Origin of the sequence: Burkholderia sp. MSHR3999 (genome assembly GCF_000833595.1) — a bacterium.
GTDB lineage: Bacteria > Pseudomonadota > Gammaproteobacteria > Burkholderiales > Burkholderiaceae > Burkholderia > Burkholderia ubonensis.
This window is the reverse complement of the sequence record NZ_JRFO01000005.1, coordinates 722083-737566: the sequence shown is the minus strand read 5'-3', so window position 1 is coordinate 737566 and position 15484 is coordinate 722083. Positions and strand designations below refer to the sequence as shown.

Sequence of the window (15484 nt, the reverse complement as noted above, 5' to 3'; positions counted from 1 at the left end):
GCGGGCGGGGTGCGCGATGGCCATGAACGTCGGGCAGGACGACAGCGACGAGGTGATCGCCAACATCAACACGACGCCGCTCGTCGACGTGATGCTGGTGCTGCTGATCATCTTCCTGATCACGATCCCGGTCGTGACGCACACGATTCCGCTGACGCTGCCGAAGGAAACGGTGCAGCCGCTGCAGACGACGCCGAAAAGCGTCGAGATCGCGGTAAATCGCGACGGGCAATTCTTCTGGGGCGAAACGCACGTGGACGGCGCGACGCTGCTCGCGAAGCTGAAGGGCATCTCGCAGATGTCGCCGCAGCCCGACGTGCACGTGCGCGGCGACGAGAACACGCGCTACGAGTTCATCGGCCGCGTGATCACCGCGTGCGAGCGCTCGGGCATCGCCAAGGTTTCATTCATCACCGAGCCGCCGGCGCGCGGCGGGTAGGAGTCGACGATGGGCATGAACGTATCTTCGGGTAGCGGCGGCGAGCCGGACGTGTTGGTCGACATCAACACCACGCCGCTGATCGACGTGATGCTGGTGTTGCTGATCATGCTGATCATCACCATTCCGATCCAGATGCACTCGGTCAGGATGGACCTGCCGGTCGGCAATCCGCCGCCGCCGGCGAAGCCGCCGGAGGCCGTGCAGATCGACATCGGCGCTGACGGCGCGACGAACTGGAACGGCGCGCGGGTGCCGGATCGCGCGGCGCTCGAGCAGAAGCTCGCGCAAGTGGCCGCGCAGCCCGTGCAGGCCGAGATCCGTCTGCGGCCGGACCGGCTCGCGCCGTACAAGGCCGTGGCCGGCGTGCTGGCCAGCGCGCAGCGCGTCGGCGCAACCAGGATCGGCCTCATCGGCAACGAGCAGTACATGCCGTGAAGCGGGCGGGCGTGCCGGTGATCCGGCAACGGCAGCGGTAACGGCGGGAATCGGGAAAAGGCGAGATATCCGCATTGGTTTGCAGTGCAAATTGACGCGAGGCGATGTGAATAGCGGGAAAACCGTAACATCGAATCCAGGTCGCGTGACCACGGCTCCTGCCGGTACGCAGCCGCGCTGCAGGCGTGCTGCGATCGTGTGGGCCGGGCGCGCATTCATCAAACAGTTTCGACTAAGGGTTCGTGTCTCACTATGGCTTCGCCTTCCGATGAATCGATGCTTGTCGCCACCTCGATGGGAAACCGGATTCGCATGCTGCGGCGGCAGCTCAAGCTGACGCTGGACGTGACCGCCGCGGCGGCCGGCATTTCCAAGCCGTTCCTGTCACAGATCGAACGCGGGCGCGCGATGCCGTCGATCGCGTCGCTCGTCGGGATCGCGAGGGCGCTGGGCGTGACGATCGACCACTTCGTCGGCGCGCCGGGCGACGCGCCGCCGGCGTGCCGGTGCGAAGCACTGCCGCAGCCCGGCGCCGAGGCGATCGCGCACGCGTTGGCTCAGGTCTCCCATCTGGCGAACGGGACGAAGCTGGATGCGACGCTGTTCCGGATACCGGCTGGCCAGGCGGCGCGGGAAGCCGCGTCGTACGCGGGGGAGGAATTTCTCTACGTGATGAACGGCGAGATCGAGTTGACGCTGGACGGCCGCACCATCGTGCTGAAGGCGGGCGAGACCGCGCATTACGAATCGACGGTGGCTCATGCATGGAGCAACGCCGCCGACGAGGAAGCGGTGATCGTCTGGGTCGGTGCGCCAAGACAGGGCTGATCGACAAGAAGGGCATCGTGCGTCCGACCGGGCGATCACATAAGGATGACTGAATGATTCGGATCATTCGATCAGAAACACGGAAGGACGGGTTCGAAGGAGCGCAAGTGGCAGGTCGGCAATGACGGGGACCGGTATGCAGACGCCCGGCATCGGGCGGGGATGGACGAGATCCCGCTGCAAAACCGGCGGATTCTTATTGATGAGCGAGTGGGGAAGATGAAGCAGAGAGCTTTGGCGTTGGCTATCAAGAGAATGATCTGGGCGGAAGTGGCGCTGACGGCCACGCTGGCGGCGCCGGCGTTCGCGCAGAGCCAGCCGTCGCCCGGAGGGGCGACGGTCGCGGAGGCGGTTGCGAACGACGCGCCCGCGTCCACCGGCGCGGAGGCCGCGACGCAGGGCAAGAACAAGGTCGCGCAGATCAAGCGCTTCGAGGTCACGGGCTCGCTGATCCGCAGCGCGGACAAGGTCGGCTTCAACCAGGTCCAGACCGTCACGGCCAAGGACATCGAGCAGAGCGGCTACACGACCGTGTCGGATTTCCTGCGCGGCGTATCGGCCAACTCGTCGAGCAGCTGGGGCGAGGGCTCGGGCGCGCAGGGCAGCTTCGCGCCCGGCGGCGCGGGCATCGCGTTACGCGGGCTGAGCGAGAAATACACGCTGGTGCTGGTGGACGGGCAGCGCGTCGCGCCGTACGCGTTCGCGGTGAACGGCACCGACCAGTTCTTCGACCTGAACACGCTGCCGATCAACATCATCGACCGGATCGAGATCGTCAAGACGGGCGCCGTGTCGCAGTATGGTTCCGACGCGATCGCGGGCGTCGTGAACATCATCACGAAGAAGAACTTCCAGGGCCTCGAGCTGGGCGGCAGCTACGGCGGCGCGACGCAGGACGGCGGCGGCGCGGGCACGACCCAGTTCAGCATCCTGGGCGGCATCGGCGACCTGAATGCCGACCGCTTCAACGTCACGGCGGCACTCAGCTACTACAAGTCGAACGGGATTCTGGCGTCCGACCGGGACATGACGCAGAACCAGGATTTCTCGAACTTTCCCGGCGGCCTGAACAACGAATCGCTGTCGTACTGGCGGCGCAACGGCACCAACATTCCGCTCGGCCCCTGCCCGAACGGCGGCCGGCAGCTTCCGTCCGGTTCGACCGCGCAGGCGTTCGGCTCGAGCGGCACCGTGTGCGGCAACAACACCGCCTACGCGTCGTCGATCTCGCCGTGGACCGAGCGCCTGAGCGCGAAGGTGCACGCGGACTTCAAGATCAGCGAGGCGATGCAGGCATTCGCCGATCTGTGGGAAAGCAACAATACGACGGTCACGAACTCCGGCGTCGGCCGCCTGGGCTCCAGCACGCAGACGTTCGATCCGGCGACGGGCGGCGTCAAGCTGGTGTCGAACGTCGTGCCGGGCAGCAATCCGTACAACCCGTTCGGCGTGCCGACCCAGTTGCGCTATGCGTTCGGGCAAACGCAGTCGGTGCGCACCAGCGCGAACTTCTGGCGCGCGGCGACGGGCGTGAAAGGCACGTTCGAGACGCCGAAGGCCGGCGACTGGGACTGGTCGGTCGCGTACTCGCACTCGCAGAGCGTGGTGTCGAACAACTTCTCGAACCGGATTCGCGCGTCCGTGCTGGAGAACCTCATCCAGAACGGCGGATTCGACTTCGCGAACCCGTCCGCCACGCCCAACGGCCTGAACGGCCTGTACGGCAACGCGGAAACGCAGGCGATCACGAAGCTCGACACGGTCGACGCGACGCTCGCGACGCCAAACCTGTTCACGCTGCCGACCGGCAACGTCGGCCTCGGCCTCGGCGCGCAGTTCCGGCACGAGTCCCAGTACATCGGCACCGGCCTCGGCTGGGCGGACGGCACGTTCATCGCGCCGGCGATGCAATCGGTGAACGGCCAGCGCAACGTCGCGGCGATCTACTACCAGATCGACGTGCCGATCCTGAAAAACCTCACCTTCAGCCAGTCGGGCCGCTACGATCACTACAGCGATTTCGGCGGCGCGTTCTCGCCGCGCTTCGCGCTGCGCTTCCAGCCGGTGCGCGAGTTCACGACGTATGCGTCGTACACGCGCGGCTTCCGTGCGCCGACGCTGATCGAGAACACGTCGTCCCGCACCTTCGGCACGCAAGGCGTGATCGATTCGCACGATCCGAACAACCCGGGCGCGTACAACCTGACCGAGGAGATCCAGGCGGGCAACCAGAACCTGCAGCCCGAGCGCACGAAGAACTACAACATCGGCTTCCAGCTGTCGCCGACGCGCACGACCGACATCGGCTTCGACTGGTACAAGATCCACGTCGACAACGTGATCGGCACCGACGACGTGCAGGCGGTGGTCGACGCGAACGATCCGTCGCGCGTGGTCCGCAACCCGAACGGCTCGATCGCGTACGTGCTGCTGCCGTACAAGAACCTGTCGCACCTCGACACGGACGGCTTCGAGACGACGTTCCGCCAGTCGGTGAAGACGGCGGTCGGCACGTTCACGCTGTCGGGCGACTGGGCGTACGTGTGGCACTTCAAGATGCCGGTGGGCGGCGTCGAGACGGACTTCGCGGGCAACAACGGCTCGGTGAACCAGCCGTTCGGCGGCAGCTTCCCGCGCTGGAAGGGCAACACCGACCTGAACTGGAACTACCGGAAGTGGAACACGACGCTGACGTGGATCTACGTGGGCCCGTACAGCCAGGCGATCCTGCCGGCGGGGAACTATCCGGGCCAGCAGGACAGCGTCGCGTCGTACAGCCAGTTCAACCTGAACGTCAGCTACACGGGGTTCAAGCACTGGACGCTGTATGCGGGCATCAACAACATCTTCAACCGCAAGCCGCCGTTCGATCCGGTGTACATGAACGCGGCCTACCAGACCGGCTACGACACGTCGCTGTACACGTACGTCGGCCGCTTCGCGCAGGCCGGCGCGACGTACCGGTTCTGACCGCGTGAGGCCGGCACGCTTGCGCGCCGGCATTTCGAATCGACCTCGCATCGGCCGCGCGCCGATGCGGCCACACGAAAATCGACGATGACAGTGTTGATGTTGCATGCGCGCTCGCTCGCGACGCGCGTTGCCCGTGCGATGAGCGCGGCCGTGCTCGCTTACGGTGTCGCGACGGCGGGCGCGGCGGCGGCGCCGGCGATCGCGCAGTTCGGCCAGCCGAAGTATCCCGCCGGGTTCACGCATTTCGACTATGCGGACCCGGACGCGCCGGACGACGGCACGCTCAGTTTCCAGAACTACGACCAGGCGCAGAGCTACGACTCGCTGAATCCGTTCCTCGTGCGCGGCTCGGCCGCTCCGGACATCCAGCATCTGATGTTCGATACGCTGATGCAGCGCAGCTGGGACGAGCTGGCGTCCGAGTACGCGTTGATCGCCGACGACGTGCAGGTCGCGTCGGACGGCATGTCGGCGACGTTCCATGTCGATCCGGCCGCGCGTTTCTCGAACGGCGACCCGATCACGGCGGCGGACGTCAAGTACTCGTTCGACACGCTGTCGAGCCCGCAGGCGTCGCCGCTCTTCAACGCGCAGTTCGCGGTGATCCGGCGCGCGGTGGTCGTCGACCGGCAGACGGTCCGCTTCGACTTCAACCGCGCCGAGCGCGCGGCGCCGCTGATCGCGGGCGACCTGCCGGTGTTCTCGCCGAAGTGGGGGATGCGGCCCGACGGCACGCGGCCGCCGTTCGACCAGATCGCGACCGTGCCGCCGATCGCGAGCGGCCCGTACCTGATCGAGCAGCGCAGGAACGACAAGCAGATCGTCTACGCGCGCAACCCGCGCTACTGGGCGGCGCACCTGCCGTCGCGGCGCGGCATGTACCGCTTCGCGCGCGTGTCGTTCAAGCTGTATCTCGACCAGTACACGATGCTCGAGGCGTTCAAGGCGGGCGACATCGACGCGCGTGCCGAATACAGCGCGACGCAATGGGCGCGCCGGTACGTCGGCAAGAACTTCCGCAGCGGCTTGCTGACGCGCGCGACCTTCCCCGACGGCCCCGCGCAGATGCAGGGCTTCCTGATCAACCTGCGCAAGCCGCAGTTCAGCGACGTGCGCGTGCGCCGTGCGCTGGCGCTCGCGTTCGACTACGACTGGATGAACCGGATGATGTTCTACGGGCAGTACCGCCGCACGAACAGCTTCTGGGAGGCGAGCCCGTTCGGCGCGCGAGGCATGCCGAGCGAGAAGGAGCTCGCGCTGCTCGCGCCGCATCGCGCCGAGCTGCCGCCCGAGGTGTTCGGCCCGATGGTCCGGCAGCCGTCGACGCTGCCGCCCGGCTCGCTGCGCGACAACCTGAAGGCGGCGCGCGACCTGCTCGCGCAGGCCGGCTGGCGCTACCGGGACGGCGCGCTGCGCGACGCGAACGGCACGCCGATGACGATCGAGATCATCGACGACCAGCCGGGGATGGACCGGCTGATCCTGCCGTACATCCAGGCGCTCGGCACGCTCGGCATCCGCGCGTCGCTGCACGAGCTCGACAGCGCGCTGTACCAGCGACGCATGGACAACTTCCAGTACGACATGACGACCTTCATCTACCCGCCGGTGACGATCCCGGGCGCGGAGCTCGCGCGCCGCTTCGGCAGCGCGGCGGCGTCCGAGGTCGGTTCGGAGAACTATCCGGGCGTGCGCTCGAAGGCGGTCGACGCGCTGATCCGCGCGGCGCTCGCCGCCGACACGCTGGAAGACCTCGAGACGGCGACGCGTGCGCTCGACCGCGTGCTGATCAACCTTTGCCTCCTCGTGCCGCAGTACTACCTGCCGAATGCGCGGATCGCCTACAAGACCACCTTCGGGCATCCGGCCGTGATTCCAGGCTCCTACCAATACGAGGACTGGATCATCGACTACTGGTACCGGAAGCGGCCTGCGGGCGCCGCGCCGGTTGCCGGCACCTGACGGAGGGCGCGACGATGCTTGCCTACATACTCAGACGGCTGCTGCTGATGGTCCCGACGCTGATCGGCGTCGTGACGATCACGTTCGTCGTCACGCAGTTCGTGCCGGGCGGCCCGGTCGAGCAGGTGCTGACCCAATTGCGCCACGGCAGCGCGCATGGCGGCGAAGCGGGCGGCGGCGGGGGCGGCTATCACGGCAGCCAGGGGATCGACCCGCAGCAGATCGAGCAGATCCGCAGGCAGTTCGGTTTCGACAAGCCGCCGCTCGAGCGCTACGGGATGATGCTGAAGGCCTACGCGCGCTTCGACCTCGGCCAGTCGTACTTCGTGCACGCACGCGTGTGGGACGTGATCCGCTCGAAGCTGCCGGTGTCGATCACGCTCGGCCTGTGGACGGTGTTCCTCACCTACCTGATCTCCGTGCCGCTCGGCATCGCGAAGGCGGTGCGCAACGGCTCGCGCTTCGATACGGCGACGAGCGTGCTCGTGCTGGCCGGCTACGCGATTCCCGGCTTCGTGCTCGGCGTGCTGCTGCTGATGCTGTTCGGCGGCGGCACGTTCTGGCAGCTGTTCCCGATGCGCGGCCTCACGTCCGACGACTTCGACGAGCTGACGCTGGCCGGCCAGGCGCTCGACTACCTGTGGCACATCGTGCTGCCTGTCACGGCCGCGGTGATCGGCAATTTCGCGATCGTCACGATCCTGACGAAGAACACGTTCCTCGACGAAATCGGCCGGCAGTACGTGCTGACCGCCCGCGCGAAGGGCGCGCCCGAGCGCGACGTGCTATGGAAGCACGTGCTGCGCAACGCGGCGATTCCGCTCGTGACCGGGCTGCCCGCCGCGTTCGTCGGCGCGTTCCTGAACGGCAACCTGCTGATCGAGACGCTGTTCTCGCTCGACGGCATGGGCCAGCTCTCGTACGACTCGGTGATCCGCCGCGACTATCCGGTCGTGCTCGGCTCGCTGTTCCTGTTCACGCTCATCGGTCTGCTGACCAAACTCATCGCTGACGTCTGCTATGTCCTCGTCGACCCCCGCATCCAATTCAACCGCCTGGACCGCTGAGCAGGCGCGCGCCGGCCAATCCGCATCGCCGTGGCGGCGCACGTGGCGGCGCTTCCGCGCGCAGCCGCTCGGCTACTGGAGCTTCGTGATCTTCGTCGCGCTGTTCGCGCTCAGCCTGGGCGCCGACGTGCTGTCGAACGACCGGCCGCTCGTGCTGCGCTACGACGGGCACTATTACTTTCCGATCCTGAAGGACTATCCGGAAACGCAGTTCGGCGGCGATTTCCCGGCGAAGACGAACTATCTCGATCCTTATATTCGCGAGAAGCTCGACGCGCGCGGCAACCTGTCGATCTATCCGCCGAACCGCTTTCGCTACGACACGATCGACTACTTCGCGTCCCGGCCGTACCCGGCGCCGCCGTCGGCGAGCAACTGGCTCGGCACCGACCAGTTCGGCCGCGACGTGCTCGCGCGGCTGCTGTACGGCTTCCGGCTGTCGGTGCTGATGGCGCTCGCGCTGACCGCGTCGGGCACGCTGATCGGCGTGCTCACGGGCGCGCTGCAGGGCTTCTACGGCGGCCGCACCGACCTGATCGGGCAGCGGCTGATCGAGATCTGGAGCGCGATGCCGGACCTGTACCTGCTGATCATCTTCGCGTCGATCTTCGAGCCGTCGCTGTGGCTGCTGTTCGTGCTGCTGTCGATGTTCGGCTGGCTCATGCTGTCCGACTACGTGCGCGCCGAGTTCCTGCGCAACCGCGGGCTCGACTACGTGAAGGCCGCGCGCACGATGGGACTGACGAACCGCCAGATCATGTGGCGGCACGTGCTGCCGAACAGCCTGACGCCGGTCATCACGTTCCTGCCGTTCCGGATGAGCGCGGCGATCCTGTCGCTGACGAGCCTCGACTTCCTCGGGCTCGGCGTGCAGCCGCCGACGCCGAGCCTCGGCGAGCTGCTGAAGCAGGGCAAGAACAATCTCGATGCGTGGTGGATTTCGGTGTCGGCGTTCGCCGCGCTGGTCGTCACGCTGCTGTTGCTGACCTTCATGGGCGACGCGCTGCGCAACGCGCTCGACGCGCGCACGCGCGGGTCCGCATTCGGTGGAGGCCGATGATGACGAAGCCGTTGCTGGAAATCGACCGTTTTACCGCGCAGTTCGGCGACCGGACCGTCGTGCGCGAGCTGAGCCTGTCGGTCGCGCGCGGCGAGCGCGTGGCGCTCGTCGGCGAATCGGGCTCGGGCAAGAGCGTGACCGCGCTGTCGATCCTGCGCCTCGTGCGGCAGGCGCGATTGTCGGGACGCATGCTGTTCGACGGCGAGGACCTGCTGACGAAGACCGAGCCGCAGATGCGCGGGATTCGCGGCGCGGACATCGCGATGGTGTTCCAGGAGCCGATGACCGCGCTCAATCCGCTGTATACGATCGGCCGGCAGATCGCGGAGAGCCTGCGGCTGCACGAAGGGCTGCGGCCCGGCGCGGCGCGCGCGCGCGGCATCGAGCTGCTGCGCCGCACCGGCATTCCGGAGCCGGAGCGCCGTATCGACAGCTATCCGCACCAGTTGTCGGGCGGCCAGCGGCAGCGCGCGATGATCGCGATGGCGCTCGCGTGCCGGCCGCGCCTGCTGCTCGCCGACGAGCCGACCACCGCGCTCGACGTGACCGTGCGCCAGCAGATCGTCGACCTGCTGCTCGAACTGCAGGCGCAGGAGGCGGCCGCGCGCGGCATGGCCGTGCTGCTGATCACGCACGACCTGAACCTCGTGCGCCGCTTCGCGCAGCGCGTCGCCGTGATGGAGCGCGGCGTGCTCGTCGAGACGAACGAGACCGGCGCGCTGTTCGACGCGCCGCAGCATCCGTATACGCGCCGCCTGCTCGACAGCGCGCCGCGCCGCGCGATCGAGCCGGTCGCGGCCGACGCGCGGACGATCCTCGACGTGCGCGCGCTCGCGGTCGACTACCGGACCGCCGCCAGGGGCTGGCGCGCGGTGTTCGGCCAGAGCGCGTTTCGCGCGGTGCACGACGTGCGGCTGCGCTTGCGTCGCGGCGAGACCGTCGGTATCGTCGGCGAATCGGGATCGGGCAAGTCGACGCTCGCGTCCGCCGTGCTCGGCCTGCAGCAGCCGGCGGCCGGCGCGATCGAGATCGACGGGCTGCCGCTCGCGGCGCTGCGCGCGAACGCGGGGCGGCGCGCGCTGTACGGGCGGATGCAGGTGGTGTTCCAGGATCCGTTCGGCTCGCTGTCGCCGCGCATGACGATCGAGCAGATCGTCGGCGAAGGGCTCGCGCTGCATCGGCCTGAGCTGGCGCGCGCCGCGCGCCGCGCACGGATCGCGTCGTTGCTGGACGAAGTCGGGCTGCCGGCCGACGCGCTGCCGCGCTACCCGCACGAGTTCTCCGGCGGGCAGCGGCAGCGGATCGCGATCGCGCGCGCGCTGGCCGTGGAGCCTGAGCTGCTCGTGCTCGACGAGCCGACCAGCGCGCTCGACGTGTCGATCCAGAAACAGGTGCTGACGCTGCTGACGAACCTGCAGGCGCGCTACCGGCTCAGCTACCTGTTCATCACGCACGATCTCGCCGTGATGCGCGCGATGGCGCATCGGGTGATCGTGATGCAGGCGGGGCGCGTGGTCGAGGAAGGCGAGACGCTGCAGGTGCTGCATGCGCCGTCCCATCCGTATACCCGCGCGCTGATGGCGTCGTCGATGCTGACGCCGATGCGGGAACCCTACGAGAGGGCACATGATTGACGAAAGCTGGGCGCACGCCGCCCGCGGATTGCGCAGCGACGCCGATTTCTGGTCGCTGCGCGTCGTCGACGAGACGACCGACGACCACCAGGTGCGCAACGACGTCGCGCTGCCGTTTTCACGGGTGCGCGACCGTGGCGCGATGCTGGTCGCGTGGGCGGGCGCCGGCGCGGGCTATGCGGCGACCGCGAACCTGTCGCCGGCCGGACTCCAGGCGGCGCTCGACGTGGCCACCGCGCGCGCGAAGGCGAGCGCCGCGTGGTCGCTGATCGATCACCGGCAGGCCGTGCGTCCGCACGAGAGCGGCGCCTATGCGTCGCCGGGCCTCGACGCGCCGCTGCCGTCGCGCGCCGAGTGGATCGAGCGCCTCGCGCACGAATGCGCGGCGGCGCGCGTCGACGCGCGGATCGTCGAGCGCACGGCGACCGTGTCGGTCATGCACACGGACCAGCTTTACGTGACGAGCGACGGCGTGCGGATCGACCAGCGCTTCCGCTACCTGATGCCGGAGCTGAGCGTCGTCGCGCACGCGAACGGCGACACGCAGATGCGCTCGCTCGGCCGGTCGGGCACGCTCGCGCAGGGCGGCCTCGACGTGCTTGCGCGCTACGGCTTCGACGGCGCGGGCGCGCGGGTCGCCGACGAGGCGCTGCAACTGCTCGCCGCGCCGAATTGCCCGTCGGGGCGGCGCGACCTGCTGCTGATGCCGGATCAGATGATGCTGCAGATCCACGAATCGATCGGCCATCCGCTCGAGCTCGACCGCATTCTCGGCGACGAGCGCAACTTCGCGGGCTGGAGCTTCGTGACGCCCGGGATGTTCGGCGCCTACCAGTACGGCTCGCCGCTGCTGAACGTCACGTTCGATCCGGGCCTGCCCTCCGAGGCCGCGTCGTATGCGTTCGACGACGACGGCAGCGCCGCGCGCAAGCAGTACCTGATCCGCAACGGCGTGCTCGAGCGGCCGCTCGGCGGTGCGCTGTCGCAGCAGCGCGCGGGCCTGGCCGGCGTCGCGAACGCGCGCGCGTCGAACTGGAACCGCGCGCCGATCGACCGGATGGCGAACCTCAACGTCGAGCCCGGCGACCAGCCGCTCGACGCGCTGATCGCAGGCATCGAGCACGGCATCCTGATGCGCACCAACACGTCATGGTCGATCGACGATCGCCGCAACAAGTTCCAGTTCGGCTGCGAGTTCGGACAACTGATCGAAGACGGCAAGCTGACGCAGGTCGTCAAGCAGCCGAACTACCGCGGCATTTCCGCGAGCTTCTGGCGCAGCCTGCGCGCGGTCGGCGACGCGAGCACCTTCGGCGTCTACGGCACGCCGTACTGCGGCAAGGGCGAACCGATGCAGGTGATCCGGGTCGGCCACGCGTCGCCCGCGTGTGTGTTCGCCGACGTCGACGTTTTCGGGGGCGCGTGATGACGGGATTCGATATGACGACGGCCGCCGCGGCGCTCGACTGGCGCACGCACTTCGCGCGGCTCGCCGACGAAGCCGGGCGGCTCAAGGCGCCCGGCGAGACGGTGCTGCTGTGGTTCGCCGGCGAGACGACCGATTTCGTCCGCTTCAACGAAGGCCGGATTCGCCAGACCGGGCGCGTGGTGCAGGGCAAGCTGTCGGTGCGGCTGATCGACGGCGCGCGGCAGGCGAGCGCGACGTCGACGCTGGCCGGCGACACGGCCGCCGACCTGCCGGACCTCGCGGCGACGCTTCGCGCGCTGCGCGACGGGCTGCGCGACGCGACCGACGATCCGCACCTGCTGTACGACACGTCGGCGTGGATGCAGGACACGCGCCGCACCGGCCGTCTGCCGCACGCGGATTCACTCGCGCGGATCGTCGCCGAATGCGCGCGCGGGCTCGACTTCGTCGGTTTTTATTCGGGCGGCTCGCTGGCGCGCGGCTTCGCGTCGTCGACGGACAGCCGCGGCTGGCACGAAGTCGAGAGCTTCGATTTCAACTGGTCGCTGTACGAGCCGGGCGGCCGCGCGATCAAGACGGCCTATGTCGGCGACGCCTGGGACGACGCGGTGTTCGCGCGCAAGGTCGAAGCGGCTGCCGCGCGGCTGCCGGTGCTCGGCCGTGCGCCGAAGGCGCTCGCGCCCGGCCGCTATCGCGCGTATTTCGCGCCGGCGGCGATCTACGAGATGACCAGCCTGATCGGCTCGGACGGCTTTTCGGCGCGCGCGGACCGGAGCGCGCGCAGCGCGCTGCACAAGCTGCACGCGGGCGACGTCGCGCTCGATCCGCGCGTGTCGATCGCCGAGGACCTGGCGCTCGACCTCGTGCCCGCGTTCAATGCGGACGGATATCGCCGCGAGAGCGTGCCGCTCGTCGTCGCGGGGCGCAGCGCTGCGCGGCTCGTCGGCGCGCGCAGCGCCCGCGAGTACGGGTTGACGCCGAATGGCGCGGACGCCGGCGAGATGCCGCAATCGCTGTCGATCGCGGGCGGCACGCTCGCGGACGACGACGTGCTCGCGGCGCTCGATACCGGGCTGTACGTCGGCAATCTCTGGTACCTGAATTTCTCGGACCGGATGAATTGCCGGATGACCGGGATGACGCGTTTCGCGACGTTCTGGGTCGAGGGCGGCAAGATCGTCGCGCCGGTCGACGCGATGCGTTTCGACGACAGCTTCTATCGGCTGTTCGGCGCCGAGCTGGAGCAGCTCGGCGCGACGCCTGCGCTGCAGTTGAACGATGCCGGCTGGGGCGAGCGCGCGACGGGCGGCGCGCAGGTGCCGGGCGCGCTCGTGCGCGCGTTTGAATTGACGCTGTGAGGGAAGAGGGCGCCGCCGGTCGGGCAGCGCGTCTCAACGCGCAAACGCGTCGACAAGCGCGTCGACCACGACCCGCACCCGCGCCGTATGCGCCAGATCCTGGTGCAATACCAGCCAGGCTTCGTATGGCCTGGCGCGCTGCCGCTCGGGCCAGATGCGCACCAGCTCGGGGTCACGAAGCGCGAGGTAGGCAGGCAGCTCGCCGAGCGCGAGGCCCGCGCGCACGAACGTGGCCAGCATGAGACTGGAGTCCAGTTCGGCCACGACGCGCCCGTCGGTCATGGGTTCGCCGACCAGCGTGTCGTCTTGCTGTTGCGTGACGCCCGTCTGGTACCGGGCAATGTCGTGCCCGGCGAAATGGCTGCCGGGCCGGGGCTCGCCGAAACGCTCCAGATAGCGCCGTGTCGCGTAGAGCCCGACCTCCCAGCGCCCGAGCAGGCGCACGATCAGCTCGGGCTGATCCGGACGCGACGTGCGCACGGCGATATCCGCTTCGCGCCGCGCGAGATTGAGCACGCGCGGCGTGGTGCTCATGATCACCCGCACTGCCGGGTGGCGGCACTGCAAGCGCTCGATCGCCGGCACCACGAAATCCACCGCCAGCGCGTCGGTCGTGGTCACGCGTACCTCGCCGGCCGCCAGCGCGTCAGCGCCTTCGCTGCGCCGCTCGAACGAGATGGCCATGCATTCCATCGCCTCGGCCGTTCCCAATACCTGCTGGCCGCTGTCCGTCAGCGTGAGGCCGCCGGTCGTGCGCAGGAACAGGCGGCTGCCCAAGTCGCGCTCCAGGCTGCCCAGCCGCCGCCCCACCGTCGTCTGATCGACGCCGAGCTGCTCCGCCGCGCCGCGCAGCGTGCCGGCGCGATGCACGGCGAGAAAGATTCGGACGTCGTCCCAGTTCATGTTCACGGTCGAGGCTGCAAATTTGCAGATCATATCTGCGAATTCGTGCATTTTCACCTGTTCGACGGCTCCGTAACATGGCCCGCTCCTGTCCCAACCAAGCATGCCGGCGGCGCCGGCGTGCCCGGAGTTTCGTCATGCCACGACTATCGTTGATTCTCACCGTCGCGATGCTGAGCGCGTTCGGCCTCATCGCGTCGGATGTCTATCTGCCCGCCATGCCGGACATGTCCATCGCGTTCGGTATCGCGGACTGGCAGATGCCGCAATCCGTCTCCGCCTATCTGCTGGTGTTGGCGGCCGCGCAACTGGCCTACGGCCCGCTTTCCGACCGTCACGGCCGCAAGCCGGTCCTGCTGGCGGGCATCGCGCTCTACATCGTCGGCTCGCTGGGTTGTGCAGCGGCCGGCAGCTTCGCGGCCTTCCTGATCTGGCGCATGGTGGAAGCGCTGGGGGCCGCGTCGGGCCTCGTCATCGGCCGGGCCGTCATCGCCGACACCTGCGACAAGCGCATGTCCGCCAAGGTCTATGCGGTGGTTTATCCGCTCGTTTCGCTTTCGCCGGCGCTCGCACCGGCCATCGGCGGCCATCTTGCCGCGGCGGTCGGCTGGCGTGCCGACTTCCTGCTCGTCGCGGCATTCGGCGCGGCCGCGCTGCTGATGGTGCTCGCGTTGCTGCCCGAGACGCTTCCTGAGGGCGCGCGAACCCGGACGTCGCCGTTTGCCGGATTTCGCGATGTGTTGCGTGACCCCGCCTTCCGCCGTTACACGCTGGTGGTCTGCACGATCTATTGCGCGTGGTTCGTCTACCTGACGCAGTCACCGTTCCTGTTCGCGCGGCAGGGGCTGAGCGAGGAACAAAGCGGTTGGCTGTACCTGCCGCTGACGGCCGGCATCATCTCGGCCAACCTGCTGGCCAAGCGCTTGCTCGACCGTTGGCCCTACGATCGCATCGTCGCGGCCGGCATCGCCTGCTTCGTGGTCGGCGGCATCGCCTTTGCCGCCGCGGCCGCGTTTCGGCTTCAGGGCGTCGCCGCGGTGGTGCTGCCGATGTGCGTGGTCAGCCTGGCCAATGGGTCTTCGCTGTCGCTGGCCGTTTCGGGCGCGGTTGCGAGCGAGCACGGTCATTCGGCCACGGCATCGGGTCTCGTCGGCTTTTGCCAGATCGGCAGCGCGGCGCTGGTCGCGACGAGCGTGAGCGCGCTGTTCGGCACGAGTGGCAAGGTGCTTGCCGCGTCGGTTCTGGCGCTGGGACTGCTGGCGCTCTCGGCATGCGTTCCACGACGTCGGCATATGCGTTCGGCGGACCCGGCATGACGGGCGTCATCCAATGCAGTGCGGCAGAGTGCTTGGCCAAATACAATTCAAACGAATGGAACGATAATGACTGGCGT

12 protein-coding genes are annotated in these 15484 nt (G+C 68.4%); 11 read left to right on the top strand and 1 reads right to left on the bottom strand.

From position 1 onward, the window contains the following. Positions 1–16: 16 nt before the first annotated feature. The 10 genes from KY49_RS16815 (at position 17) to KY49_RS16770 (ending at position 13188) form a co-directional block, all read left to right on the top strand. Positions 17–439, top strand: a complete 423-nt coding sequence (locus KY49_RS16815; protein ID WP_042585719.1) for an ExbD/TolR family protein — start codon at positions 17–19, stop codon at positions 437–439. A gap of 9 nt (positions 440–448) precedes the next feature. Continuing rightward, positions 449–877, top strand: a complete 429-nt coding sequence (locus KY49_RS16810; protein ID WP_042585718.1) for an ExbD/TolR family protein — start codon at positions 449–451, stop codon at positions 875–877. Between the two features lie 252 nt (positions 878–1129). Beyond that, positions 1130–1705 carry a helix-turn-helix domain-containing protein gene (locus KY49_RS16805; protein ID WP_042585717.1) on the top strand — a complete coding sequence of 192 codons (576 nt, stop codon included), beginning with the start codon at positions 1130–1132 and terminating at the stop codon, positions 1703–1705. Positions 1706–1924: 219 nt separating this feature from the next. Beyond that, positions 1925–4675: a TonB-dependent receptor gene (locus KY49_RS16800; RefSeq protein ID WP_042585716.1), complete on the top strand. Its 2751-nt coding sequence runs from the start codon at positions 1925–1927 to the stop codon at positions 4673–4675. 141 nt (positions 4676–4816) lie between these two features. Further along, positions 4817–6640 carry an extracellular solute-binding protein gene (locus KY49_RS16795; protein ID WP_059641881.1) on the top strand — a complete coding sequence of 608 codons (1824 nt, stop codon included), beginning with the start codon at positions 4817–4819 and terminating at the stop codon, positions 6638–6640. A gap of 14 nt (positions 6641–6654) precedes the next feature. Further along, a complete protein-coding gene (locus KY49_RS16790) occupies positions 6655–7707 on the top strand; it encodes a microcin C ABC transporter permease YejB (protein ID WP_042585714.1) in 1053 nt (350 codons plus the stop codon). After that, positions 7661–8767 carry an ABC transporter permease gene (locus KY49_RS16785; RefSeq protein ID WP_042585713.1) on the top strand — a complete coding sequence of 369 codons (1107 nt, stop codon included), beginning with the start codon at positions 7661–7663 and terminating at the stop codon, positions 8765–8767. The genes KY49_RS16790 and KY49_RS16785 overlap by 47 nt, the downstream gene beginning before the upstream one ends. Continuing rightward, entirely contained in the window at positions 8767–10401 is a 1635-nt protein-coding gene (locus KY49_RS16780) for an ABC transporter ATP-binding protein (RefSeq protein WP_042585882.1), read from the top strand. The genes KY49_RS16785 and KY49_RS16780 overlap by 1 nt, the downstream gene beginning before the upstream one ends. Next, positions 10394–11827 carry a TldD/PmbA family protein gene (locus tag KY49_RS16775; protein WP_042585712.1) on the top strand — a complete coding sequence of 478 codons (1434 nt, stop codon included), beginning with the start codon at positions 10394–10396 and terminating at the stop codon, positions 11825–11827. Before KY49_RS16780 ends, KY49_RS16775 begins: the two co-directional genes overlap by 8 nt. Beyond that, positions 11827–13188, top strand: coding sequence for a metallopeptidase TldD-related protein (locus KY49_RS16770; protein WP_042585711.1), 1362 nt, complete (start codon positions 11827–11829; stop codon positions 13186–13188). The genes KY49_RS16775 and KY49_RS16770 overlap by 1 nt, the downstream gene beginning before the upstream one ends. Positions 13189–13221: 33 nt before the next feature. On the opposite strand, the gene KY49_RS16765 is transcribed toward KY49_RS16770, so the two are convergent. Continuing rightward, complete coding sequence (locus KY49_RS16765; protein WP_042585881.1) at positions 13222–14091, bottom strand: LysR family transcriptional regulator; 870 nt, start codon at positions 14089–14091, stop codon at positions 13222–13224. A 137-nt stretch (positions 14092–14228) separates the two neighbouring features. Here KY49_RS16765 and KY49_RS16760 point away from each other — a divergent pair, with 137 nt between their 5' ends. Further along, the gene (locus KY49_RS16760; RefSeq protein WP_052495738.1) at positions 14229–15407 is read left to right on the top strand and encodes a multidrug effflux MFS transporter; all 1179 of its coding nucleotides are present in this window, start codon (positions 14229–14231) and stop codon (positions 15405–15407) included. Positions 15408–15484 lie beyond the last annotated feature (77 nt).

Excerpts from the sequence above, each read along its gene's own strand:
- KY49_RS16815 (WP_042585719.1), top strand. The coding sequence starts at position 17 with ATGGCCATGAACGTCGGGCAGGACGACAGCGACGAGGTGATCGCCAAC.
- KY49_RS16810 (WP_042585718.1), top strand. The coding sequence starts at position 449 with ATGGGCATGAACGTATCTTCGGGTAGCGGCGGCGAGCCGGACGTGTTG.
- KY49_RS16805 (WP_042585717.1), top strand. The coding sequence starts at position 1,130 with ATGGCTTCGCCTTCCGATGAATCGATGCTTGTCGCCACCTCGATGGGA.
- KY49_RS16800 (WP_042585716.1), top strand. The coding sequence starts at position 1,925 with ATGAAGCAGAGAGCTTTGGCGTTGGCTATCAAGAGAATGATCTGGGCG.
- KY49_RS16795 (WP_059641881.1), top strand. The coding sequence starts at position 4,817 with ATGAGCGCGGCCGTGCTCGCTTACGGTGTCGCGACGGCGGGCGCGGCG.
- KY49_RS16790 (WP_042585714.1), top strand. The coding sequence starts at position 6,655 with ATGCTTGCCTACATACTCAGACGGCTGCTGCTGATGGTCCCGACGCTG.
- KY49_RS16785 (WP_042585713.1), top strand. The coding sequence starts at position 7,661 with ATGTCCTCGTCGACCCCCGCATCCAATTCAACCGCCTGGACCGCTGAG.
- KY49_RS16780 (WP_042585882.1), top strand. The coding sequence starts at position 8,767 with ATGACGAAGCCGTTGCTGGAAATCGACCGTTTTACCGCGCAGTTCGGC.
- KY49_RS16775 (WP_042585712.1), top strand. The coding sequence starts at position 10,394 with ATGATTGACGAAAGCTGGGCGCACGCCGCCCGCGGATTGCGCAGCGAC.
- KY49_RS16770 (WP_042585711.1), top strand. The coding sequence starts at position 11,827 with ATGACGGGATTCGATATGACGACGGCCGCCGCGGCGCTCGACTGGCGC.
- KY49_RS16765 (WP_042585881.1), bottom strand. The coding sequence starts at position 14,091 with ATGAACTGGGACGACGTCCGAATCTTTCTCGCCGTGCATCGCGCCGGC.
- KY49_RS16760 (WP_052495738.1), top strand. The coding sequence starts at position 14,229 with ATGCCACGACTATCGTTGATTCTCACCGTCGCGATGCTGAGCGCGTTC.